Source organism: Natronorubrum tibetense GA33 (assembly GCF_000383975.1).
GTDB classification, from domain to species: domain Archaea; phylum Halobacteriota; class Halobacteria; order Halobacteriales; family Natrialbaceae; genus Natronorubrum; species Natronorubrum tibetense.
Genome location: NZ_KB913018.1, coordinates 162,755 through 185,762, shown reverse-complemented (window position 1 = coordinate 185,762; position 23,008 = coordinate 162,755). Strand labels below are relative to the sequence as shown.

Here is a 23,008-nt window from a genome sequence, read left to right as displayed (position 1 = left end):
TGCGTGATTTTTCTGAAATTTCGACCAGGGGTTCGGTCAAATCGAAGTCTGGGCTCGGGGGCGAGTGGACTGGGTGGTCGACACGTTGCGATACCGCTGTTTCTTCGTTTTAGAGGACCTCAGGAGTCAGGATAGCTTGAGCGTTGCGACCGTCGTTAGCCGTAACTCACACGCAAGGTCAATGGAACACCACCTCATTTCTGAGACTACCGATCGTTGCCGTGTTCCTTGAGTGCACCGATCGATTCGAGGTAGTCACGAACCTCGAGGATGAATCGCCGGTACCGCTCGAGATCTTGTAGGGCGTCGTAGACCATGTCGTGGTCGATGATATCTCCATAGGTGTGTGCGAGAACGTTCCGGAATCGGGCGGCCTGTGCCATTTCTTCGGCCGTCGGACCCGATAGCACGCCGAGCTGCTCGAGCGCCCGCATCGACTTCGGGTTACTCGCTGGCGGAGCACCACGCTCGTGTTTAACCAGCACCTCACCGATATCGATCGCAGCTTCGGTCATCTTGACGAACCGGCGCTCGACGATATCCTGCGTGTCCGTGTCGGCGTAATACGTCTCGAGATCTACTGATTGTTTTCGGGCGAGGGTGCCGATGCTCGCTTCGATCGTCTCGACGGCAGTGAGGATCCGTTCGAGGCTCTCAGTGGGGAACGGTTCGTCCGTCATCGATCACGCGTTTCTCCGTCGGTCGCTGTGATGGCGGCACTGCCGAGATGAGCGTCGATTTTCGTGATCGCCGCATCGAACCGTTCGCGCGGTGAGCGGTCATCCGACGCGGTTTCCGTGAGTTCGGTTCGGAGCGCCGCCGCGTCTTCCGAGTCGCCGACGAGCACCACACCCCGATCGAAGACGGCGGCCACCAGTTCCGGCGGGGCCGTCCGGAGGTCGACGAGATCGATGTCGTCGGTACCCAGTGTATCGCTGAGATCTGCACTCAGTCCTAGAAACACGTCGTTATAGTCCGGGTCGCCGGGACGGACGTCGTCGAGTACCACTGCGATATCGATATCGCTCCGTGCGTGGGCATCCCCAGTCGCATGCGACCCGAATAGGAGTCCTACACGCACGTCGTGCTCTCGAAGTACCGCTTGCGCGGTCTCGAGCGGGACCGCATCATCGAGCGTGGCATCCTCGCTGCGTTTCATCGTTTGATATCACGTTCTCGGCGCATATAAACGCTCACGCGATCCACGGCTGCCCCGTCCCGCTCGCGGTTGCGCCTCCAGGGCAACGCTCTCTCGAGTCTGTCTCCGATACGTCCGATCCAATTGAACGGCGACTACTCGGGTCATCAGGTCGCCCCTTCGTATACTGCCTCGAGGTGCCCCGCCTGTGAACACACCCGCGGTCAAGCCGCGGGGCTTCCTGCTTCCACGACGTCCTTTGCTTCCGCCCGTCTCGATTGACGGGAACGCAGGGAGGACAGTCTGCACAGGCGCAGACGGTGTCCTCAGTGGACTTGAGGATGCGGCGGCCGTCGACGACGATCAATTTGTTCATCGTCCGGAATTCTTGGTCTACGGCGGCGATCTCGTCCCAGTCGGTGACGACGACGGTGCCGTTCTGTTAGCGGGCCTCGATGACTGAGACAGAGACGCTCACAGTTGACACGGCGGTGCCACGCTACGTGGCAGAGTTGTTTCTCCGAAGAGCACGCCTACAGTGGACAAATACGTTCAATTCAGAATCTTGTCGAGGATGGGCCCAATCGGCCGTTTAAGACGTGATCAAGAATCGCTATGTGGCTGGTTTGTCAGTAACTCAGCACACCTTGAGGACATTCCAGAATGCGACCTATATCATATGGTGCGTGTTACTGCTCACGATCGTCATCTTTGTCTGCGAGTGCTTCATACAAATCTTTTTGTCTGGTAGCCGTTGCAGTGGAAGTTTACGCGATATCTCGCGTTTCACCTTCCCAGTATCTGTCTCTGAGCGCGACTTTATCCTGTTTCCCGTATGGGGTCGTTGGAATATCGTCGACAAACTCGACGCTCTTCGGTTTTTTATAATCAGCCAAATTCTCGTCTGCGAAGGCCGTAACATCAGATTCGGTGAGTGATGGAGTCTTCGAAACGACAATAGCGTGAATCGCCTCGCCCCACTCGGGATCAGGAATCCCAATGACAGCGACTTCTCGGATATGCGGATGACGGTCAAGTGCATCCTCGACTTCCGTGCTGTAGACGTTCATCCCGCCAGTGATAATTACATCACTATCTCGATCAAGGAGATAGAGGTAGCCAGTTTGGTCGATTCGACCGATATCACCGGTTCTCACCCAGCCGTCGACGAGCGTCTCGGCGGTCTTATCAGGACGTTCGAAGTACTTTTCCATTGTGTACGGTGCTGTCGCGAGAATCTCTCCGATTTCTCCCTGTGGGAGTTCCTCGCCGGACTCGTAGTCGACGACCTTCACATCAGCCATTAAGCAGGGTTGACCGGCCGATTCGAGTCGCTCGTCCTGGCCTGCATTGACTGCCTGTTGGTGTTCGTTTTTTCCGAATGTCGTGATGAGGTTTGGAACCTCAGTTTGGCCATAGAACTGTAGGAAGACAGGGCCGAACTCATCTAATCCCGCTTCGAGGCGGTTGGCCGTCATCGGTGCAGCCCCGTAAACCAACGTCTCGAGCGTCGACGTATCGAACGAGTCGAGTTCAGCATGGTCGAGGAGTCGGTAGATCATCGTTGGGACCATGAACGTCCACGAGATAGCCCGGTTTTCGATGTCTTGCAGTGCGTGCTCGGGTTCGAAGCCGTCGCGGACGACCATCGTCGCCCCTGTCAACAAGCCGCCCCACAGAAACAGTCCCGCAGAGTGGGGCAGTGGAGTCATTAACAGAAGCGTATCGTCACCCGTGATACCCAGTTCGATGGCGTGGGCGTAGACGTTCATCGTCATGTTCCGATGGCTGTGGATGACACCTTTTGGTTTCCCTGTGGTTCCCCCAGTATAGTAGTGGGCGACCGTCTCGGACGGTTCGATGTCGACTGTTGGTGCCGTCTCCGACCTGCCCTCTGCCACGAGCAACTCGAAATCTGTGAATGCTGACGGGAGCGACTGGCCCTCCGCGATAGCGATGAGACGTTCTATTTCTGGAAGATCTGGATGGAGGCTATCAAGAGTGGCAGTGAATTTTGGCCCAGCGATGGCGGTAGATGCCCCGGAATCCGAGAGCATGTACTCGAACTCGTCAGGCGTGAGCATATCGTTTAGTGGAACTTTGACAGCACCTGCTTTGATGATTGCCAAGTCCGCGATGATATACTCGATTCGATTAGACAGCATCAGTGCGACACGGTCTCCGGGGGTGACACCGCGGTCAGCGAGGGCGTTCGCAACGGCGTTCGACTGGCTGTCAAGATCCGCGTATGTAAGTGTCTCGTCGGTCTCTTCGAAGTGAAGTGCTGTACGCTCACTGTTTCGGGCCAGACTAGACTCGAAACAGCCCTTCAGGGTGTACGCACGATTGTCACTGTATGGCATGGATGAACTGGAAGCCGGTGAATTGTGGGGAATTATGTAATTGGATTGCGGTGCGATTTACTGTTTGTCTGGTGCCTTCCTGCCAAGCCAGTCCTCGTAGAAGTCGTCGATATATGGCCGGAAGTCGAAGACGATTGGGTAGCCCGGTGGAACGGCTTCGACTTCAAGTTGTGTCTTACAGCCTGGACAGAAGTACTCCCGGAGCACCATCCACTCGGGGTCTGAGTGCATGGCTTTCGGATAGATCTCTTGGAGATCCTGACGGCTGTCTCTGACGTTGATGAGTGCCTCGTGTTTCCAGTTGTCTCGGTAATCACCGAACTCGTGACCACAGTCACACTTCGTGACCCGGTCATTGCCGTTGTTGACCACGTAGAGATGGTCGGTCAACGGGAGGAGGATCGTGTCGTCCCACGCTGCCCGTTCTTGGAGTATCTCTCGGTATTTGTCGAAGCGATCCGAATCCTTGTACGCGCTCATCATATCCTTCGCGTCGTCGAAGGGAATGGTGCCGTCAATGAGCGATTCAATACGTTCCTTTGAGTATTCTGGCATTGGTCAGTCCTCCATTTCGAAGGTGAAGTCAGCAGGCAGGTCCCAGAACGAGCGGAAGTGGTCGTCCCATTCGTCGCTCAGTTCGAGACTCTCGTTGTAGGTCTTTTTGACCACTGGAATGAAGTTTCCTTCAACAACGTCTTCTCGACGTTGCTCTAGCCACTCGTCGACTGGTATTGCTTCCTCACCTCGTTGCTCGCGGATGCGATCTCGTTTCGATGCTGTCTTTTCGGGATCAACCTCGTATTCACCGTCACCGACTTCTTTGACGTGAGTTCCGTAGACGCGTTCTGCATACTTCTGTTGGACGTGTTCTTCGTTGAGGTCTTCCTCGATGAGTTCGACACTTCGCTCGAGTGGATCGCCCAGCCCTGCACCGCCACGGTTAACGCTGAGGTACAGGTCTCGTTCGTCGTACTCCTCGAGCAGTGAGGTCCCCCGTTCTTCGAACTGGCGATCCTCACCCTCGACGAGGTCGAACATCTGTGAATCCTCTGGCGTTCCGTCCCGGACCGGGTACTTGTCTCGATTCTCGATCCGCTCTTCCATGTCGGTATCCCGAACGTTGTGGATGTAGCCTGTCGAAGAGGGATAGCCACCGAACATTCCCGGACTGTTGAATGCGAGGGCGTTCCCGTTGTTCTGCAAGTACAGCTCGTCGGTACCCCAAGCCATCCGGACTGACTCGAACGCAGAGCCGCCGCGATACTTGCCCATCCCCGCACTGTTGGGCTTGAGGGTCCGTCCGAGGTACAGCGCGGGTTCCAGCAGTTCCCATACTTCTACTTCACCGAGATCGGCTTCGGGATTCCACATGGCATAGGCGGCGTCGAACCCGTCAGTGAAACCACGGGCACCGAACCCTTGACTCGACAATTCGAAGTTCAGTGTCGCGAACGGCTGGCCGAACATATCGGTTCCCTCGCCTTGGAAGTAGTTGGCAGTGTCACCGTAGCTTGACGCCATCTCTTCGACATAGCCTCTCGCGTTGAACGACCGTGATAGTGACCGGATCATCCCCGAAAGCGACGGCCGAAGGAAATGCCACGCGTCGGCCGTCGCCGCCCGTACCGTATCCGGGTTACACCACGCTCCGTCGGGGGCCGACGTCTCTGTCGCGTAGTAGGCGCCGTCATTGATCTTATCGTTCGGGATAATCGTCTGGGTCAACAACACCCAGATTGCTCCCTGAAGCGCGCTCGGTGTACAGTTGAACACGTGTTCGCCTTGGGCGTCTGAGCCGTCAAAGTCGAGTTCGAACGAACCGTCGGATTCAATCTCGACTTCCAACGGTGCGTGCATCATATCGTTGTTGGCAGACCGTTTCGGCAGTCCCTGTTCGCCTTCCAGCGGCACGTCGGTGAACGTCGGGGCTTGGTAGCGACCGGGGACAGTGAGTTCCTTAATTCGCTGTTTGAAGTCTCGACGACCGTCTTCGATGACCTCGCGGACGAATTGTTTGTACGTATCGACGCCTTCCTCCTCGATGAGACTGTGGACGGCATCCCGAACCATATGACAGCCAGCGAGTCGACATCGTTCATCAAGTTTCCACAGTTCGGGTGTTCGAACGCCCATTTCGGCCCGTTTCTCGTAGTCAGCATTGAGCCGGTCATTTTCTCCGATTTTCATCGCCGGGATATCGAACCCGTCATCGTACCGAGATGTCGGGCCAACCGGATCTCCGCCCGGTGAGGAAGCACCGATATCAACCTCGTGTGTGACGCCGGCTGCCCACGCGATGAGTTCGCCTTCCCAGAATACTGGGACGATTGTCTGGACGTCTGTGTTGTGAACGTCCCCGATATGAGGATCGTTATTACAGAAGATATCACCCGGTTCAATACCGGGATTGTCCTCGTAATCATGCCGGATCATCCACTTGATTGCGTCACTGGTCGTATGAACGTGGACGATGATCCCCGTCGAGAGTGCGACGCTATCGCCTTCCGGCGTATACAACATGAAACTCAGCTCCCCGATCTCTTTCACGATCGGGCTGGCAGAGATGTTCAGTGCCGTTTCACGGGCGTTGACCAGACCACCCCGAAGCTGGGAGAAAATCTTCTCGTACTCGATTGGCGTCTCGTTTTTGAGTTGTAGTTCTTCGATGCCATAGCAGTGGCCAGTCTCTTCGTACTGATTTTCTGCAGTCTCGAGCATCTCCCTGACCGACTCGCCATTCCAACCGATACCTTCGTTCGTTCCTATTTTCTCGTTGATTCGTTCCTGTTCGGTTCGTACGCGGTCGTTGAGTTGGTCTTGTTGTGGTGGCATTGGTTAGTTCTCCTGTGTCAGGTGGAAGATCCGGTGACTGTCCAGATCAGCCGTAAAATTCGGTGGGACGACGAACGTTGTTGCAGGCGACTCAATAATCGAGAGCCCGTCGATGACGTTTCCGGCGGCTAACTCGGTCATCTCCCAGATCGACGCGTCCTGCCAGTCCCCGTTCCAGTACACCTCACGGGTTCCTTTGGCCGCAGCTTCCGGTGGCTCCTCATCTTGAAGTGATACGTCCGGTATCTGTGGTTTCTCAATGGGGACTTGGCCGACACCGACTGCACGGGTAATGGTGTAACCAAGTTCCGGCGACGCTGCCGAGCGGGCGTACACCTTTGCATAGTGTTCCTCGAAGTTTTCGACGAGTTGGTCGAGTTCCTCCGGTTCGGTGATGTTCGCGGTCGGGGCCGACACTTCGAGCGTGTTGAGTTGGCCTTGATACTGCATCCGAACTTCCGGGTCGAGCGTGACGTCTTCGGCGTCGTAGCCACTCCGCTCGAACTCCTCGACGATGTCCTCTTTGAGTGTCGCCCACTGTTCGTTTAGCGTCTCTGCGACGTCCATTTTCTCCTCGTCCTCAAGGTCGGGGCCAACCGGGAGATCGATGGTCGCCTCGTAACGATACTCGTAGTCCCCACAGGCACAACCGAACGCGGAGAAGGCGGCTGCCCACGCTGGAACCAACACGTCTTGGAAATGAAGATCCTCAACGTACTGAGCGGCATGAACTGGTCCACCACCGCCATAGGAGATGAGCGAGTAGTTGACCGGTGAGTACCCTTTTCCGAGTACTGCAGCTTTCACTTGGTTCTGGAGCCGCGACTCCATGAGATCAACTGCACCCTCTGCGGCGTCGTAGGCGTCAACACCGAGTTTTGACGCAATTTGGTCCTCAATAGCTGCTTTGGCGGCGTCTTTGTCGAGTTCGAGATCACCTCCGAGGAAGTAATCTGGGTTCAGGATTCCGAGTAAGAGATCACAGTCGGTGATGGTCGGCTGCTGGACATCACCCTCGACGTTACAGACACCGATCTGATCGCCGGCACTCTCCGGGCCGATCTCCATCCGGTTGGAGTTCGGGTCGATCTTTACGTGCGAGCCGGTTCCCGCACCGATACTGTTGAGTTCGACCATCGATTGGTTGAGGAGATATCGTGAGATGGTGGGCTCCGGGTCCACTGAGTACGACGAGTCGGTGATGAGCGAGAGGTCGAAACTCGTCCCACCAATATCCGTACAGACCAGATTGTCGATGTCGAGATGTCTCGCGACGTAGTCGGCACCGATGACGCCACCAATCGGCCCGGAAATGAGCGTACTCGCTAGCCTCTCTGAACTATAACTAATGGTGCCACCGTGTCCGGCCATCACTCTGAGCTCGAACTCGGCACCGAGGTCTTCGCAGGTATCCATCACCCCATGGAGTTGTTCCCGGGATGGTTCGGCCGCGTACGCCTCGGCGATAACCGTGTTGAGACGCATGAAGTCGCCCCTCACAGGCTGAATCTCGCTTGCGAGGTACAACGGCACTTCTTTGCCTCGCTCGTCCATCACCTCCTGTGCGATCTCTTTTGCTCGCTGCTCGTGTGTGTCGTTGGCATACGAATAGATGAAGTTGAAAATGAGGTAGTTGATATCCTCATCGAGAAGTTCATCGACTGCGGTTCGGACTTCCTCTTCGTAGAGCGGAATCGCTTCCCGGCCAAGCGGATCGATCCGTTCACGAACCCCCCGAATGAGGTCTTTTGGAATGAACGGTTCGGTGTGTTGGTGTGTTACCGAGTGGAGCCGGTCAGAGTACGAGTAATTCGTGTATGTCTGCCGTGCGCGCTCCGTTCGAAGGTAATCTTCCTGTCCCGCAGTAACGATGATTCCGCCAACTTCTCCTTCCTGTTCGAGCAGTCGATTCAGCATTGCCGTGCCCGAATAGATTCCTGCTGCCAAGGACGGGAACGTATCGTCGGGCGATACGTCCCAGTACCCGAGGCCGTCGTCGATGGAATCACGGAATCCCTCTGCCTCGTTTTCCGGTGTTGTCTGTGCCTTCCCGACGGTGAACCCGCCATCGGAGTCGATGACGATCGTGTCCGTCAGTGTCCCACCCGCATCAATCGCCAGTATTTCTGGTTGGTGTTCGTCTACGGACATCTCGTCTGTCTTTGTTGCATGTTATCAATAACCTTCCTTCGAACCACGGTCGATATATATTGGTCATTTATTATAGACTCGCGGTTCGAGTTCTCACTGGTTTGTCGGAATTGGCCGTTAGAAGTGACCAACGGCCTGTTTATTGGAGAAAATGGAGGTGCGGCTAGAATCTATTCCCACGGCTTTCACAGTGGGAGTTAGATTAATGTTTCAGGGAATGGATGTTGAGAGTTATTACGAGGGATGGTACCATGGCCCAAATAAAGACAGACGGTTCCCAGAGAGTCGAGTACAGATGAGTCGTGAACTCTGTACCTTGGACGAGTTCTATGAGGAACTGTTTAGGCGGCACGGCGACGGTCCAGCGATTAGGTTCCGGGGCGAAATTACGACCTACGCTGATCTTGACGCGCAGTCGGCAAAGTTGGCGAGCGCGTTCCATTCGCTCGGTCTCAATGAGAGCGACCGCGTTGCCATCCTTATGGGGAACCGCCCTGAGTTTCTCCTTACTGAGATCGCTGCGGCTCGAGCGAACGTCACGACTGTTCCGCTAAACAACCAGCTTAGTGACGAAGAGTGTGAATATATTCTCACAGATTCAGCACCTGATGTCTTGGTTGTCGGACCGGCATTTTTCGATACCGTTCGGGATCTTCAACAGCGATCATTGGACTGCAAACACGTCATCGGACTTGACAGTGATAGCAGCCTTCCCATCGGGTTCCACAGTTTTGAGGGGGTACTGGCAAAAGCACCATCGGGCCTACCCGTAATCCGCTCGAGTGCGGACGATGTCGCGACGATTTTTTACACGGGTGGGACGACCGGCGAGCAGAAGGGGACACTGCACACTCACGAGAGCATTATCCTCAACCTCTACTCACACGTGTATGAGTTGGAAGTCAGGAAAGGTGAGACTGGATTGCTCGTTACGCCACTCTCGCACTCGGCCGGCTACTTCGCAAAAACCATCCTCATGCAGGGTGGGACCGTTGTGCTCGACCAGAAGTTCGACCCCGAAACCACGCTCGAGCGCATTGAGACCGATCGCATTTCATGGCTGTATCTTACGCCGACGATGATTGCTGAACTCCTCGATCAGTCGGCGGTTGCTGACGCTGATACGGGCGCACTCGATACGCTCGTTTACGGCTCAGCACCGATCCCTACCTCGCGGCTCAAAGAAGGGCTTGACGCACTTGGCTCCGTATTCGTCCAGTTCTACGGGCTAACCGAGGTTCCGAATCTCGTTGCTGTTCTCCCGAAATCGAAACACAGCACGCAGAACACAGAATGGCTTCAGTCGAACGGTATTCCAGCCCAGTTGGCCAATATCACGTTGCTCGATTTCGGAAACGAGTATGATAAGTGGGGCGATGATATCGGCGAGGTTGGTGTGCAGTCTCCCTACGCAATGACCGGATACACCGATGATGACCTGACTGCTCCTCGATCAGATAGCAAGTGGATCCGAACCGGTGATATCGGCCGCATTGACGACAATGGCCGCCTCTTCGTTCTAGATCGGATACAGAACGCCATCGTTTCGGACGACCAGTTGGTGTACTCGACCGAAGTCGAGAGCGTTATCCAGAGTCATCCGACTGTTCGTGAGGTAGCAGTCATCGGCGTGCCGAAGCGTTCGGCCGACTCTCTTAGCGATGCGACGTTCCACAAATCCGAACAAGATGTGAAAGCAGTCCTCTCGATTGCTGACGGTGAACTGCTCGAACTGGACGAGCTACAGGAGTTCTGCCGAGAGCGACTCGATCCACCGGCAGTCCCGGATTCGGTCGATACTGTCGGCACGTTGCCACAGACCCCCTACGGAAAAGTCGACAAGAAACTATTGCGCGAGCCGTACTGGTAATGGAACTCACAACTCAGGACTCGAATCGACTCCGAATCGAGTTCCAGACGGAGCCGATCGGCGTGTTGGAGGCCCTAAACAGCGCCCTGTCTGTCTCTGCCCAGATCGAACTCGACAACGTGTTACCCGGAGCCACTGACGGACAGTGGCTCGAGTTTTTCACAATAACGGCCCCGGAGGTGTCGAATCTGGTTCCCATACTCGACGAGATTGGCCGTATTGAGCCAGTGTTCGTTCAACCAGCGAGTTCCATCTCGAACACGTTCTACGTTCTCACCTTCATCAACGGACACGAGCCGAGACCGACAGCGATCCTGCTCGCACACGATGCCGTCCCGCATCGTATCATCGTCCAAGATCAGGACATGACTATCGTTGCATCGGTGACCAGCTGGCAAAAACTGAAGACCCTCGCCGAAGCTATCGAACGTCAACATCGGTCGTTCGAACTCGTCGGCGTCACTGAAACCAATGAAATGAGCTTCCCACTCGGCGGCAGCATCCTCAAGTACAACCTCCAGGGAAAGCTGACGCCGGAACAGTTGACCATCATTGAAACCGCCTATCAGTGTGGCTACTTCGAGGTTCCACAGCAGGCAACGGCTGAGGATGTCGCACAGGAACTCGATATTTGCCAGTCCACGTTGAGCGAGCAACTCCGAAACGCACAGAACGCAGTCTGGAACGTCCTTTTCGGCGATCGTATTCGGTAGCTCTTCTTTAGATCTATTCTCTCTGATTCGTTCTCGAGCCGACTGACGGACTGCTACATCATTTTCGCACTTCGATACCTATCCACGGTTTCAGAAAGGAATAGTAATCGAAATAGTTGGACAGAAGATTAGTTATTGTTCCGCCATCTCCGAAGTACTCAGATGGGGCGAGTTTTTGAACCAATATAGTGGGAAAACGAAAAAATCGGAATAATGTATTAGAGGACCAATCGAGGGGAAGAGTACGAACATTACTTGCCCAGTGGGCCGTGAACTCATTGGCCGACGAAGACTACGCGTTCGATTACGAGATCCGGCCGGCGGATGAGATCGAAAGTGCAGGCACTGTTTCCCCGTCACCGTTCTATGCTCAATTGAAAGCCTCTCGACGGTTCGACGATCAGGACGATGTCTGGTGGGACTTCGAGACGGAATATCTATTCGAGGACTGTCTACAGGCATCCGTTCCGGTAGTCTTGTTCATCTATGAGCGACAGAGTGACAGCCTACACTGGTGTATTATCCAGGAGCATTGCTGGGGCGTGTTGGATGAAGAGCGACCCGGTTGGCGAGACCAATCAACCGTCCGCATCAGAACCGAACGAGATCCGCTTACTGATTTTGGAGGTCGTAATCGACTTCGGAATGCCGTCGAGAGGACTCAGCGTCGGATATCCACGAGAGAGTACATCGCGACGGCACGAAGAGTGGACGATCGCTCACTCGCGCGGCACAACGCTCGCCTCGTCCGATAAGGTCTGTAATCACGAACAAAATCTCCTCTGAGAGGCGAGGGGGTTCGCCGAGGCAGACCAAGTCGATCACGCCCTCCGAAAGGCAATGGACGTCTATCAACTGTCCGAAGACGATGAACCGACGATAGAGGCGATCCGTCTATTGATTGAGTTACGCGAGACGAACAACGCGGCGATCGCGTGCTCCAAAGTTCGGTTTGCGAGCAACGGACTCGAACTCGCAAACGAGTACGAATGTGAGAGTCTGCAAGAGTTTTTTGCTGACGCACTTGAGGATGCGCTGGAGTATGTCGATGAGCAGTTCGTTGGCGCGAAATACTCTCATAGGGAAGCCAAGCAAGAGCTGTTGATTCTCGATGTCGAAGATTTAGGGATGTCTCAGAGTGGAGTTGAGCTGATCGCCCTCTTTCAATGGGCCAGCGGCGAGTTAGGTGAAGAGACTGCTCATGCTATTGCAGCCGATGATGGAATTGAGCTGAAACAATCGGGTCAGTCACGGAATCCACTGGCCACAGCCTGTGCGGAGCGGAATCACAAGTTCGATATGGACGTACTCCAGCAAGCTCCCGGATTCGCCAAATGTTCCGAGTGTTATCTCTCTCGTAATGCAGTGCAACATCACCTCAAGCAGGACGTTCCGAAGGTCTGTGATGCGTGTGACTCCATCGCCTATGAGTTCGTCTATTAGAAGGACATCAGGAAGTGTCCCGATTGTCGGTAGGGGTCCCAGAACCGACCCTTTCCGGACAAAAGCCGTGGTTCAATGATTGTATCGACTCTTACTCGCGCTGGCTTCGGTGCCAATCGATAGTTTGCTCGAGGCCCTCACGGACGAAACCGTCGGTTCGTAGTCTCACTGGTCTTGGGCTTTCGAGATCTCCGCGCTCGAGTGCTCGCCAGAACACTCGAGACACTTTGCCTACCAGGTCAGGCCTTCGTAGATGATGTCGTCTGTTGGCTCGACAATGCGGCGGCCGTCGACAACAATAGGGTTAGCCATGGTCTGGAACTCGTCGTCCAGGGTCGCGAACTCATCCCAGTCAGTGACGACGACCGTGCCATCGGCATTGGTGAGGGCTGCATCAGCGCTCTCGGCGTACTCAATCTCCGGAAACTCTGTGCTCATCGACTCACTTGCGACCGGATCATACGCAACAATTTCAGCTCCTCGGCGCTGGAGACCATTGATCACTGGAATCGCCCGTGAGTTTCGGATATCATCAGTGCGGGGCTTGAACGCGAGGCCGAGGACTGCAATTCTTGCGTCCTCGAGGTCGACATGGGCTTCGAGGAGTGTGAGGAGTCGCTCGGGTTGCCGATCATTGACCTCGACGGCGGCCTCGAACACCGCAGGATCGTAGCCCGCGGCTTTAGCGGCGGCCGTAATCGCATTGACATCCTTCGGGAAACAGGAGCCACCCCAGCCGACGCCACTGCGAAGGAACTGCTCCGAGATGCGATCATCGAGGCCGATCGCGTCCATGACCTCGTAGGCGTCGAGACCGAACTCCTTACAGATGTTCCCGAGATCGTTGACTAAGCTGATCTTCGAGGCGAGGAAGGCGTTGTTCGCGTACTTGATCATCGCGGCCGTCTCGGGATCGGTCTCGACTACCGGCGCCGGGTGGGCCTCGAGGAGCGGCTCGAAGACATCTTTGAGTCTGTCCGTGGCCCACGCTTCGGTGGTCCCGACAACGAGCTTGTCCGGATGGGTGAAGTCCTCGACGGCGCTGCCCTCTCGGAGGAACTCAGGGTTCATGCCGACCGAAACGTTGGGGTTGTTCGCACCGCGTTCGATGGCTGGGACGAGGTCGTCAGTGATACTTGGCGGCGTGACCGTGCTCTTGATGACGACCAAATGGCGGTCCCGTTTGTCTGCGAGGGCCTCGCCCGTGGCTTCGGCGGCTGCTTCGAGGGCTGTCAGGTCGATGCTGCCGTCCTCGTTGGAGGGAGTTCCGATGGCCAGGAACGTGATGTCCGATTCCGGGATCGGATCATAGGACGTAGTTGCCGTGAGTCGGTCGCCTGCGTGGGTCTCGAGGAGTTCCTCGAGACCCGGTTCGTCGATCGGAGCCTGACCATCGTTGATCGTTTCGACGATCGCTTCGTCGATGTCGATCGCCGTCACTTCGTGTCCGAGGTCGGCGAAACACGCGGCGATCGTCGTGCCGACGTAGCCGCTCCCGATAACCGTGATATGCATGGGATAGGTGCGGTCGCGGACAAGAGATAAGATTTGTGATACTGGTATGGGCTATTACCGCTAACCAGAATCTTCTTGTAAGCGGACTCATCATTCAGGGGACAATGAAAGCAGTTGTCCTCGCCGCTGGGAAGGGAACGCGACTTCGACCACTCACAGACGACAAACCGAAAGGAATGGTGGAGGTAGACGGCAAACCGATTCTGACACACTGTTTTGATCAGTTGGTTGACCTCGGGGCCGACGAGTTCGTTGTGGTCGTTGGCTATCTGAAAGAGAAGATCATCGATCACTACGGCGATGAGTATAATGGTGTGCCAATCACGTACACTCATCAGCGTGAACAGAACGGCTTGGCCCACGCGTTACTGGGTGTCGAGAGTCACATCGACGATGACTTCATGCTGATGCTTGGGGACAACATCTTCAACGCAAATCTCGAGGACGTCGTGCGTCGTCAACGCGAGGACCGTGCGGATGCGGCATTTTTGGTTGAGGAGGTCCCGTGGGAGGAAGCCTCTCGATATGGGGTCTGTGACACGAACGCCTACGGGGAGATCACCGATGTCGTCGAGAAGCCCGACGACCCACCGTCGAATCTCGTGATGACTGGCTTCTATACGTTCACGCCGGCCATTTTCCCGGCGTGTGAGTTGGTCCAGCCCTCGAGTCGCGGAGAGTACGAGATCAGCGAGGCGATTGACTTGTTGATTCAAAGCGGGCGGACGATCGACGCAATCGGGATGGACGGCTGGCGGCTCGATATTGGGTATCCCGAGGATCGAGACGAAGCCGAACGCCGACTACAGAACGAGACCGAGGCCGCCGTCGAAGCGGCATCCGATTAACTCTCTTTCCTGCCAATACGAGTTTACGTTCTCAGCTACACTTTTATTTTCTCGAAGTACTCCTCGAGGGGCTTAGTGAACCGCCTTGGGGTCAATCCCCGGGGTACTCGGCCTGCCCCGCCTGTAGACTGTTCGAGGGTATAACAGTCGATCGAATCACAGCTTCGCCTGATATCCAAACCCCGTATATTTACGGTGTCTGATTTCCCCTACTGGGGTAGATGGCACCGCACCGACGGATGCGATTTGTTCGCTGGCAGCTCGCCTGGATGCTCGCGGCTATCCTCGCGCTGGCAGCCGTTGGTGCGTTCTCCTACGAACTGTTCTTCGTCCTCTCGCTGCTTGGATTGCTGATTGTGACCGAGTTGACGGCGCCGGTTGCCGTCACACCCGACTGGCGACGGCGGCTACGGTGGCTTATTCTACTCGGTCTGACGGGCTTTGCCGTCATCATCAGCCGCCGGGTTCTCGAGATTCTGTCACCGGAGGTGCTTCCGTGGTGAAACCAATTGCGTGGCTCCACGATGGGGGCGGAATCGATTGGCCGCGTGCGCTGCTGGTCGCGCTGACACTGTCCGTTCTCGTCGTGGTCGTCGCTGTTGGAGCGACCTCAACGGCTGCCTTTGGCCCATACAACCCATCGTGGGACGGCACCTCCGACCTTCGCGATGAGATCGATGCCGAGCCCGGTGTCGAGAGCAAACTAATCCGTGAGACCGATCGGTACGCCACCGGCGACCCAAACGGGACGGTCGCGTTCGTTATCGCCCCCGATGAGCCGTATACTGGCACCGATGCCGACCGGGTCCAGGAGTTTGTCGACAGCGGTGGGACCCTTGTTGTCCTCGAGAACTTCGGCCCGAGCGGCAATGACCTCCTCACGGAGGTCAACGCCGAAGCTCGCGTCGACGGCGAACTGCTCCGCGACGAAGAGGAGTATTTCCGCGGGCCGACGATGCCGGTCGCCACGGGTGTCGAAAACCACACGCTCACCGGCGATGCCGAACAACTGACGCTGAACTACGCGTCGGCTGTCGAACCAGGCGACGCTACGGTGTTGGTCCGAACCAGCGCGTATGCCTACCGCGATACGAATCGGGACGGCGAACTCAGCGATGGGGAGGACCTCGCGGCCTATCCCGTCGCGACCGTCGAGGACGTCGATGACGGCCAGGTCGTCGTCGTCGGCGACCCGAGCCTTGCCGTCAACGCAATGCTCGACGAACCAGATAACAAGGCGTTTCTTCACGGGCTGTACGCGGACGCCGATCAGGTATTGATTGACCTTTCACACACCGAAGAGGTGCCGCCGCTGGTCGCCGCGGTGTTAACGCTGCGAGAGATACCACTGGTACAACTGCTCGTCGGTGCCGTCGGTATCGGGGCCGTAGCAGTCGGCTCGCGGCGTGATTGCGGGGCGATGGTCGGCTGGATTCGGACAACGACCATGCGTCGCTTGGGCCGCTACACGTCAGGTGACGAACCCTCTGTCAAGCCGATCCTTGAACTCGACGACGAACAGCGTGCAGCGGTGTTGCGCCGGCGCCACCCCGAGTGGGACGAGCAACGTCTTCAACGTGTGATAGCAGCGCTTAACCGTGATGGATCGAAACGGGCAGACGAATGAGCGGTGAGTCCTCGACCAACGACCTCCCGTCGCGCGATCCCGCGGCGACTTATGACGCGCTTCAGGACGAGATTGGCCGCGTCCTGATCGGTAATGAATCGGCGATCGAACACCTCACAATCGCGCTGTTGACCCGCGGTCACGTCCTCCTCGAGGGTGTCCCCGGTATCGCGAAGACGACGCTTGCGAACCTCTTCGCCCGCGTCAGTGGCCTCGAGTACAACCGAATCCAGATGACGCCCGACATCGTGCCGGCCGACATCACGGGGACACACGTCTACCGCGAATCTACTGGGGATTTTACGCTCCAGCGTGGCCCTATCTTCGCCAACTTGGTGGTCGCTGACGAGATCAACCGCGCGACGCCGAAGACGCAGTCGGCGCTGCTCGAGGGGATGCAGGAACGCCACGTGACAATCGAGGGCGAAACGCTTAGTCTACCGACCCCGTTTATGGTTATCGCGACGCAGAACCCCATCGAAATTGAGGGTGTCTTCGAACTGCCCGAGGCCCAGCGTGACCGCTTCCAGTTCAAACTCACCGTTGACCTCCCTGAGCGAGCGGTTGAACGGCAGTTGCTCGACCAGTTCGACGATGATCCCGAGCTCGGACCTGAGGATGTTGAGCAGGTTGTCGAAGTCGGGGAGCTGCTGGCGGCCCGCGAGACCGTCGCGGATGTCTATGTCGCGCCCGCGATTAAGGAGTACGTCCTCGATCTCGTCACGGCGACGCGCGATCATCCCGACGTTACCCATGGCGCGTCGCCGCGTGCGACGCTTGCCTTCCTTCACAGCACGAAGGCTCGCGCTGCAATTCACGGCCGAGAGTACGTGATCCCTGACGACGTCAAAGAGCTGGCCGAAGTGATCTTGGCCCACCGGCTTGTGTTAAGCACAGATGCCGACCTGAGCGACGTCAGCCGAGACGAGATAGTCACTGAGGTTGTCGAGACAGTCACCCCGCCGGGGGCCGACACTGTGGAACCACCAGTCGCCAGCGGCGACAACGGGTAGCTGCCTCAGCCGGTCAGCGGATGTTCAGTATCGTCCGTTTCTAGGCCGGTCGCCCTACTAGAGTCACCGCCGAAAAGTAAGGTGTACTCGATCGCATGACGGCTGGGCGATCGATGTATAATGGGTTTAACAACTAAAACTCAGTTGTTATTTTCTGTATTGCGGCTGTTTGTCGATGATACGGAGTCATCGGCGACTTCGGCCGCAGTTTCGTCGAACGTGACTGATTTGCCTTCGGTCCCGGCGTCCTCGTCCTCAAGTGCCCACCGACAGGTCACCAGCCAGTCGGCACGATCGTCGCCGGGGGTGACCTCGAGGGCCACGGGCCGCTCCAATCCGGCGGTGAATCCAACGGCGAGGAACGAGGGGATTGGGTGATCGAAGCGGTCGACGTCGCCGAGCGCACTGTCCGTGATCGCGACCGTGATACGCCCGCCCTCGGGGTCGAGATCCACATTGGCGCTCGTAGCCAGTTCGAACTGCTCAACGAGGGCGTCGGTCAGTTGGGTGGCAAGCACTGACGGCGCAGTCGCGAGTTCACCGGTCAGTGTTCGCTGGAACACCCGGAACAGTTCACCGCCGGTAGCCGTGAGAAGGAGACCGCGTGTCTCGTCGTCGACGAGGATCGGGCCTGCCCGTTCGGCCGGGTCTGGGATGTCGTATGCGGCCTGTTGAGGGACGTAGAGGCGTGCCGGGGCGACCTCTCCGGGGACGTAGATACGTTCATCCCGAAGGCCGAGGTCGTCGGTGATGGCGGCGAAGTTCGTCGCCCCCGCCGTGTAGATGCGTTCACCGACGTCGGCGGCGACGACCTGTGTCGGCGTTAGATAGTAGGTCAAGACGGCGCCGAACAGGCCAGTCGCGCCGAGGGCGACGAGGACCTCGCGTGCGTCGGGCAAGAGGAGGCCGGCAATGGTGGCGAGAAGGCCGACGGCGGCGAGGCCGATTGCTGTCGCCTGATACCGTGACTGACGTGCCCGGGCGTATTCCTCGCGCAGGCGGCGGTTCTCATCGGCCAGGAGTTCGACCTGGGCGGCGAGTTCGAACTGGTCAGGAGCGGTGCCGTTGCCGGTGGTCGAATCGGCACCGTCTGCCGGGCGGGGCTCGGAACGGTCTGGGTCGATACTGCTCATGGGTGGTCCGTCTTCATTGGTCTATCGAGGTCGTCTCGGTTGCCGCCTCCGGGACGAGCCCGAGGCGGACGCGTTCGTAGCGATGACACGCATATGTCGTGAGCGTGATTGCAAGGGCGACACTGGCCGCAGCGACCCAGAGCGGCTGGGTACGGGCCACGAGCCAGGCTAGGCCGATGAAGCTGGCGAAACTAGCGAGCGTGACGGCAACGACCCTGAGAGTGGAGGTGGTGACGATTGGGACGAGCACCACGGCGAGGAAGCCGAGTCCAACGATCAGGATGGTCTCGAGGGCGAGGCTCTCGGTTCCTGCCACCAGAATGACCTGGCCGGCTGCGATCGCGTACGGCGTCCCGAGCCCATACCAAGTCACCGCTGTCGTGAGGCCTACGGCGAGTCCAAGTGGGCCGAGTACGATCGTCCAGAGCACAGTGAGGGCGACGAGCGTACTTACCATCACCCACTGGTTGCCGTCCAGGTCGGCCGTTGCGCTCATGCTGCCTCCCCTCGCCTTCGTGTTCGGCCCGCCGAGAGTACCGTCGAGAGACGGTCTTGCGGGCCGACTTCGAGCGCAGTCACGCCCGTCAGCCTGGCGAGGTCGCGGCGCAGCCGTTCGAACTCGAGGTAGCGTTCGTAGGCACGTTCGACATCGGCGAGGCCGCCCGGTTCGTAGAGGACTGTCGGTGCGAGCAATACCAGAACGGCATCACCGGTGGTGCGCGCAAGCTTGACCGTCTCGCGCAGTTCGGTCGGTCGCGAATCGTCAGTGACGATGACCGTCCAGCCGGCGGCGTGTCCGCGGCGCTGGCTGGTTCGAACAGCGGCATAAAGGGGCTCTGCATCGATGCGCTCGCGATAGCCCTCGCGGGTGGCATAAAACGGCTGGAGTCTCGCTGAGAACGCTCCATCGGCGTCGTCGAGCGCTCCGAGTTTCTGTCGGACGGAAGCAGCCGTTGGACGGGTGCCAAGGCGAAGTGATGTGGTTGATCGGCTGTCAGCTGTCGTCGCAGGGGTCACCTCGAGGTCGAGCAGTCGTCGACGGATCCGATCGTAGGTTGCCGGGGTCCTTGCTGGCTCAAGGCGAAACGAGACGCCGGCGTCGTCGACGGTGACCAGCCCGATGGGATCGCCAAGACGGCGGACGCTCGCCGTCAGTGCGAGCGCAATATCGCGGAGGTAGTCGAGTTTCGTCTCGTCATCATGTCCGGTCGCGAGTGTCGCGCGGTGGTCGACGACCAACAGCGTCCGACGGTTGGTCTCAGCCTCATATTCGCGGACGTACGGCGTCCCCAGTCGTGCGGTGGCCTTCCAGTCGATTCGGTCGGCCGTGTCGCCGGGGACGTACTCGCGTAGTTCCGCAGGCTCGAGGCCGAAGCCCATCCGCCCACCTTCGCGGTCGCCGTAGGCCGTTGCGATGCGATCGCCGCCCTCGCCGACGTGGATGGCTCTGGGCCCGCGGGGCTCGACGGTGACCGTCGGGGCTGAGCCGACTGCAAGCGTTTCACGAAAGTAATCATCGCCGGCCGTGATCGTTGGCTCGTCGAAGCGGTGTTCGCCAGTGACCGGCCAGTCGACAGCGACCGTTCGTTCGGCGCCCGCGTCGCCCGCCTCGAGTACGAGTGACAGCGGCGTGTCGGCAGTAGCGGCGGGTGGCAGGCCGGCGTCGATCTCGAGGGTGAGCGGGGTCGCCGGTTCGTGGGTCGCCACAAGCGTCACCGGTGTCGTCTCACCGGTACGGGCGCCGGTGGCGGCGGCGGTCTGACTGACTTGAAGGCCGTCTGTGGTATCCTCAAGGGCCCGGAGAAAGCGATACTGTTGGGTGACGACCCACGCTCCGATCAGGCTGGCCCCCGCGAGCAACACGGGTCTGGCGATGAGAACCGCCAGCACCGAGAGCAGGCCCGCGAGCGCAAGCGCTGCCCAGAGTCGGCGTGTGGGTCGCATACGGGATCGATGCCGGGGCGGTGTGTTGAAACTACTGATTTGGTGTGCCCGACGATATGGTGAACGAGCAACAGTCGCTGATCGTCCATCAAGAGAACAGTTTTTTACTGTCTGATGCAAAGTCGCTTATCGTGACCCTCCCCGTCGGTCGGACGATCGTCCTCGCAACACTGTTACTCTGCTTGCCAGTGGCCGCAATGGGTGGGGTTGTTGCAGCGCCTGAAGCCGGACCTGGCGAGGGCGCCGCGACAGTTGGTGCCTTTGCGCTGCAGGATGACGAGGACGATGAGGAACCTGTCCGCCACCGCAATCCTGACGAGTACGACGGTGACGGCGACGGGGAAACAGTCGAACGTTGGCTTGCTGATCGTCTCGAAGATAGTGCGAGCGATCTCGGTGATGGCGAGACGGCGCTGTCCGGTTACGTTGATGCGGAGTACCGCGAACGCCTCACCCAATATCTCGAGGTCGCCGTTGGGGATGAGTCCGATTCGAGTGCCTCCACGGACGCCCAACGAGAACACGACGAATTGCTGGCGACCGTTGCCGAATACAACGAGACGAAAGCAGAGTACGACGCGGCCCGCGAGGCAGGCGATGACGAGCGCGCTTACGATCGTGCCCGTGATCTCGAGGCGCTTGCGATCGAGATCGCGACCGCCAGTGACCAACTGCTTGAGGCCTATGACGCGATCAGCGCAGGGTCCGACGCTGACTTGAGTGCGGCGGCGGCCTCGGTTGAAGCGATGAACGAAAGCGTCCAAACTACCCAACATGACATTCGTGAACGGGAGTTCGCGGCGACCGAGCTGACGGTCGATGCGTCGCAGTCGTCGATTTCGTACACCGATCCACTGGTCGGCACCGGCGAGGTGCAGACTGCTGCCGGCGAACCGATTGCCAATGAGGATATTCGTCTGGCAGTTGGCAACCAGGAAATTCAGACCGAGACGGACGAGACGGGTGCGTTCGAGTTCGAGTATCGACCGATTTCCGTGCCAGCCGACACGGACACGCTGACCGTTGCGTATCTACCCGATCCAAAAGCGGGCCAGCTCGGTGCCGAGACGACTGTTCCAACTGAGATCGAGCCGGTCGAACCGGCTCTGTCGATGTCGAGCGTCGAACCCGACCCACTGGCCTACGGCGACGAACTGAGTCTTGAGACCACCCTCTCGGTCGACGGAGAGCCGGTCGATGCGGCCGTCCCTATGGCCGTCACGATCGATGGTACTGACGTGGGTACCCTCCCGTCGGATCCGGACGCAGAGTACGACTCGCTGATTGGTACTGCCAACACCTCTTCCGCCGCAAACGTCACCGTACCTGCCACTGTTCCCGCCGGCGAGCAAGCGTTGACCGTCGAGCCAGCGGTCACTGATCGAGCACTTACACCCACTTCTGCGACGACGACGGTCACTATCACGGAGACTGAACCTGAACTTGCGTTCGAGGCGGCGCGGGTCGACGACGAGACGGTAGCGCTCGAGGGGACGGTGATGGTCGATGACGACGGCGTCGCGGATGTGGCGGTCGGAATCGAGGCCGACGGCACTCATCTTGAGACGCTGTCGACTGACGAGACGGGTACGTTTGAGGGGACAATCTCGCTGCCCGCGGACGCGGCCGACGAAGACGTTGAACTCATAGCGGTCCACGACGACGTGGAGACGAACCTGGCAGAGACGGCGATTGCTGCGACGGTTGCACCCCCTGGCGGTGCGGGTGGCCTACCAACGTGGGCGTGGGCCGTCGTGGCTGTTGTCGTTCTTGCTGGGAGTGGCGCCGCCGGCTACTGGTGGCGCGTCCGTGGACCCAGCACGACGGATGCACCGTCGGTGGCCGGTGACCGGAGGGGGCCGGATGAAGCAGCGGTCGAGACCGCTGCGCAGACGCCAAGATCACCGGCGGCGCCGGAACCGGATCCAGCGGTCGCTCAACCGCTGCTGGCGCACGCGGCCGACCGCCTCGCTGCCGGCGACCCTGACACCGCCGTTCAGACTAGTTACCACGCGGTTCGCGCCTCACTCGCCGTCCACCTCGAGGCGACGGGTACGCTCACCCATTGGGAGTTTTATCGCGCGTACTGTGACACGGCTGCCGACCGAACTGAGTCCCTTCAGGCGGTGACCGAGGGGTATGAACGGGCCGCCTTCGGTCGCGACGGTGTCGCTGACGAGACGGCCGAGCCGATCCTTGAGCGCGCCCGCGAACTCTGTGGACCCGCAGATTCCTCAACGGATACGGACCAGTTTACGGCAGCCGATGATTAGTGTCCATCTCCTTTTATCGGGGGAATTTTGCCTGCTTCGGGTTCGACTGTAGTGGGTCACAGTCGTGCGGGTCCGTCGCGATCCAGACGTACATTGAACCCGTCATTCGCTGGGACTCGAGCAACGGTTTAGATGTGATCGGTGG

Annotated in this window: 20 protein-coding genes; 10 read left to right on the top strand and 10 right to left on the bottom strand. The window is 58.3% G+C overall.

Annotated features, from left to right (window positions below):
• Nucleotides 1–206: 206 nt before the first annotated feature.
• Nucleotides 207–680 carry a type VII toxin-antitoxin system HepT family RNase toxin gene (hepT, locus tag NATTI_RS0121655; RefSeq protein WP_006092015.1) on the bottom strand — a complete coding sequence of 158 codons (474 nt, stop codon included), beginning with the start codon at nucleotides 678–680 and terminating at the stop codon, nucleotides 207–209.
• The gene (gene mntA, locus NATTI_RS0121650; RefSeq protein WP_006092014.1) at nucleotides 677–1,159 is read right to left on the bottom strand and encodes a type VII toxin-antitoxin system MntA family adenylyltransferase antitoxin; all 483 of its coding nucleotides are present in this window, start codon (nucleotides 1,157–1,159) and stop codon (nucleotides 677–679) included. The genes hepT and mntA overlap by 4 nt, the downstream gene beginning before the upstream one ends.
• A 187-nt stretch (nucleotides 1,160–1,346) precedes the next feature.
• Between mntA and NATTI_RS0121645 the strand changes: the two genes are divergently transcribed.
• Nucleotides 1,347–1,601 (top strand): hypothetical protein, encoded by a 255-nt coding sequence (locus tag NATTI_RS0121645; RefSeq protein ID WP_193787796.1) that lies wholly within the window; start codon nucleotides 1,347–1,349, stop codon nucleotides 1,599–1,601.
• A gap of 304 nt (nucleotides 1,602–1,905) precedes the next feature.
• Here the strand turns inward: NATTI_RS0121645 and NATTI_RS0121640 are convergent, their stop codons facing one another.
• Genes NATTI_RS0121640 through NATTI_RS0121625 form a run of 4 tightly spaced genes read right to left on the bottom strand, consistent with a single transcriptional unit; the run spans nucleotide 1,906 to nucleotide 8,484 of the window.
• Nucleotides 1,906–3,501: a class I adenylate-forming enzyme family protein gene (locus NATTI_RS0121640; protein WP_006092012.1), complete on the bottom strand. Its 1,596-nt coding sequence runs from the start codon at nucleotides 3,499–3,501 to the stop codon at nucleotides 1,906–1,908.
• A gap of 57 nt (nucleotides 3,502–3,558) precedes the next feature.
• Nucleotides 3,559–4,056, bottom strand: a complete 498-nt coding sequence (locus NATTI_RS0121635; protein WP_006092011.1) for an acetone carboxylase subunit gamma — start codon at nucleotides 4,054–4,056, stop codon at nucleotides 3,559–3,561.
• A gap of 3 nt (nucleotides 4,057–4,059) precedes the next feature.
• Nucleotides 4,060–6,333 (bottom strand): hydantoinase B/oxoprolinase family protein, encoded by a 2,274-nt coding sequence (locus NATTI_RS0121630; protein ID WP_006092010.1) that lies wholly within the window; start codon nucleotides 6,331–6,333, stop codon nucleotides 4,060–4,062.
• Between the two features lie 3 nt (nucleotides 6,334–6,336).
• Entirely contained in the window at nucleotides 6,337–8,484 is a 2,148-nt protein-coding gene (locus tag NATTI_RS0121625; RefSeq protein WP_006092009.1) for a hydantoinase/oxoprolinase family protein, read from the bottom strand.
• A 295-nt stretch (nucleotides 8,485–8,779) separates the two neighbouring features.
• Between NATTI_RS0121625 and NATTI_RS0121620 the strand changes: the two genes are divergently transcribed.
• From NATTI_RS0121620 to NATTI_RS0121605, 4 genes are all read left to right on the top strand, one after another.
• Complete coding sequence (locus NATTI_RS0121620) at nucleotides 8,780–10,354, top strand: class I adenylate-forming enzyme family protein (RefSeq protein ID WP_006092008.1); 1,575 nt, start codon at nucleotides 8,780–8,782, stop codon at nucleotides 10,352–10,354.
• Nucleotides 10,354–11,067: a helix-turn-helix domain-containing protein gene (locus NATTI_RS0121615; RefSeq protein WP_006092007.1), complete on the top strand. Its 714-nt coding sequence runs from the start codon at nucleotides 10,354–10,356 to the stop codon at nucleotides 11,065–11,067. The genes NATTI_RS0121620 and NATTI_RS0121615 overlap by 1 nt, the downstream gene beginning before the upstream one ends.
• A gap of 188 nt (nucleotides 11,068–11,255) precedes the next feature.
• Nucleotides 11,256–11,822, top strand: a complete 567-nt coding sequence (locus tag NATTI_RS27555) for a DUF4365 domain-containing protein (RefSeq protein ID WP_161606826.1) — start codon at nucleotides 11,256–11,258, stop codon at nucleotides 11,820–11,822.
• A gap of 85 nt (nucleotides 11,823–11,907) precedes the next feature.
• Nucleotides 11,908–12,510: a hypothetical protein gene (locus NATTI_RS0121605; RefSeq protein WP_006092005.1), complete on the top strand. Its 603-nt coding sequence runs from the start codon at nucleotides 11,908–11,910 to the stop codon at nucleotides 12,508–12,510.
• Between the two features lie 231 nt (nucleotides 12,511–12,741).
• On the opposite strand, the gene aglM is transcribed toward NATTI_RS0121605, so the two are convergent.
• Nucleotides 12,742–14,025 carry a UDP-glucose 6-dehydrogenase AglM gene (gene aglM, locus NATTI_RS0121600; RefSeq protein WP_006092004.1) on the bottom strand — a complete coding sequence of 428 codons (1,284 nt, stop codon included), beginning with the start codon at nucleotides 14,023–14,025 and terminating at the stop codon, nucleotides 12,742–12,744.
• 104 nt (nucleotides 14,026–14,129) lie between these two features.
• Between aglM and aglF the strand changes: the two genes are divergently transcribed.
• The 4 genes from aglF to NATTI_RS0121580 all read left to right on the top strand — a co-directional run bounded on the left by aglF (nucleotide 14,130) and on the right by NATTI_RS0121580 (nucleotide 17,513).
• Nucleotides 14,130–14,873 carry a UTP--glucose-1-phosphate uridylyltransferase AglF gene (gene aglF / locus NATTI_RS0121595; RefSeq protein ID WP_006092003.1) on the top strand — a complete coding sequence of 248 codons (744 nt, stop codon included), beginning with the start codon at nucleotides 14,130–14,132 and terminating at the stop codon, nucleotides 14,871–14,873.
• Nucleotides 14,874–15,112: 239 nt separating this feature from the next.
• A complete protein-coding gene (locus tag NATTI_RS0121590; protein WP_006092002.1) occupies nucleotides 15,113–15,376 on the top strand; it encodes a hypothetical protein in 264 nt (87 codons plus the stop codon).
• Complete coding sequence (locus NATTI_RS0121585) at nucleotides 15,373–16,500, top strand: DUF4350 domain-containing protein (protein WP_006092001.1); 1,128 nt, start codon at nucleotides 15,373–15,375, stop codon at nucleotides 16,498–16,500. Before NATTI_RS0121590 ends, NATTI_RS0121585 begins: the two co-directional genes overlap by 4 nt.
• Nucleotides 16,497–17,513 (top strand): AAA family ATPase, encoded by a 1,017-nt coding sequence (locus NATTI_RS0121580; RefSeq protein ID WP_006092000.1) that lies wholly within the window; start codon nucleotides 16,497–16,499, stop codon nucleotides 17,511–17,513. Before NATTI_RS0121585 ends, NATTI_RS0121580 begins: the two co-directional genes overlap by 4 nt.
• Nucleotides 17,514–17,653: 140 nt before the next feature.
• Here the strand turns inward: NATTI_RS0121580 and NATTI_RS0121575 are convergent, their stop codons facing one another.
• Genes NATTI_RS0121575 through NATTI_RS0121565 form a run of 3 tightly spaced genes read right to left on the bottom strand, consistent with a single transcriptional unit; the run spans nucleotide 17,654 to nucleotide 20,590 of the window.
• Nucleotides 17,654–18,646 (bottom strand): hypothetical protein, encoded by a 993-nt coding sequence (locus tag NATTI_RS0121575; RefSeq protein WP_006091999.1) that lies wholly within the window; start codon nucleotides 18,644–18,646, stop codon nucleotides 17,654–17,656.
• Nucleotides 18,647–18,659: 13 nt separating this feature from the next.
• A complete protein-coding gene (locus NATTI_RS0121570; protein WP_006091998.1) occupies nucleotides 18,660–19,142 on the bottom strand; it encodes a hypothetical protein in 483 nt (160 codons plus the stop codon).
• Nucleotides 19,139–20,590: a DUF58 domain-containing protein gene (locus NATTI_RS0121565; protein ID WP_006091997.1), complete on the bottom strand. Its 1,452-nt coding sequence runs from the start codon at nucleotides 20,588–20,590 to the stop codon at nucleotides 19,139–19,141. Before NATTI_RS0121565 ends, NATTI_RS0121570 begins: the two co-directional genes overlap by 4 nt.
• 131 nt (nucleotides 20,591–20,721) lie before the next feature.
• On the opposite strand from NATTI_RS0121565, the gene NATTI_RS0121560 reads away from it, so the two are divergent.
• Nucleotides 20,722–22,863: a hypothetical protein gene (locus tag NATTI_RS0121560; RefSeq protein ID WP_152423975.1), complete on the top strand. Its 2,142-nt coding sequence runs from the start codon at nucleotides 20,722–20,724 to the stop codon at nucleotides 22,861–22,863.
• Nucleotides 22,864–23,008: the final 145 nt, after the last annotated feature.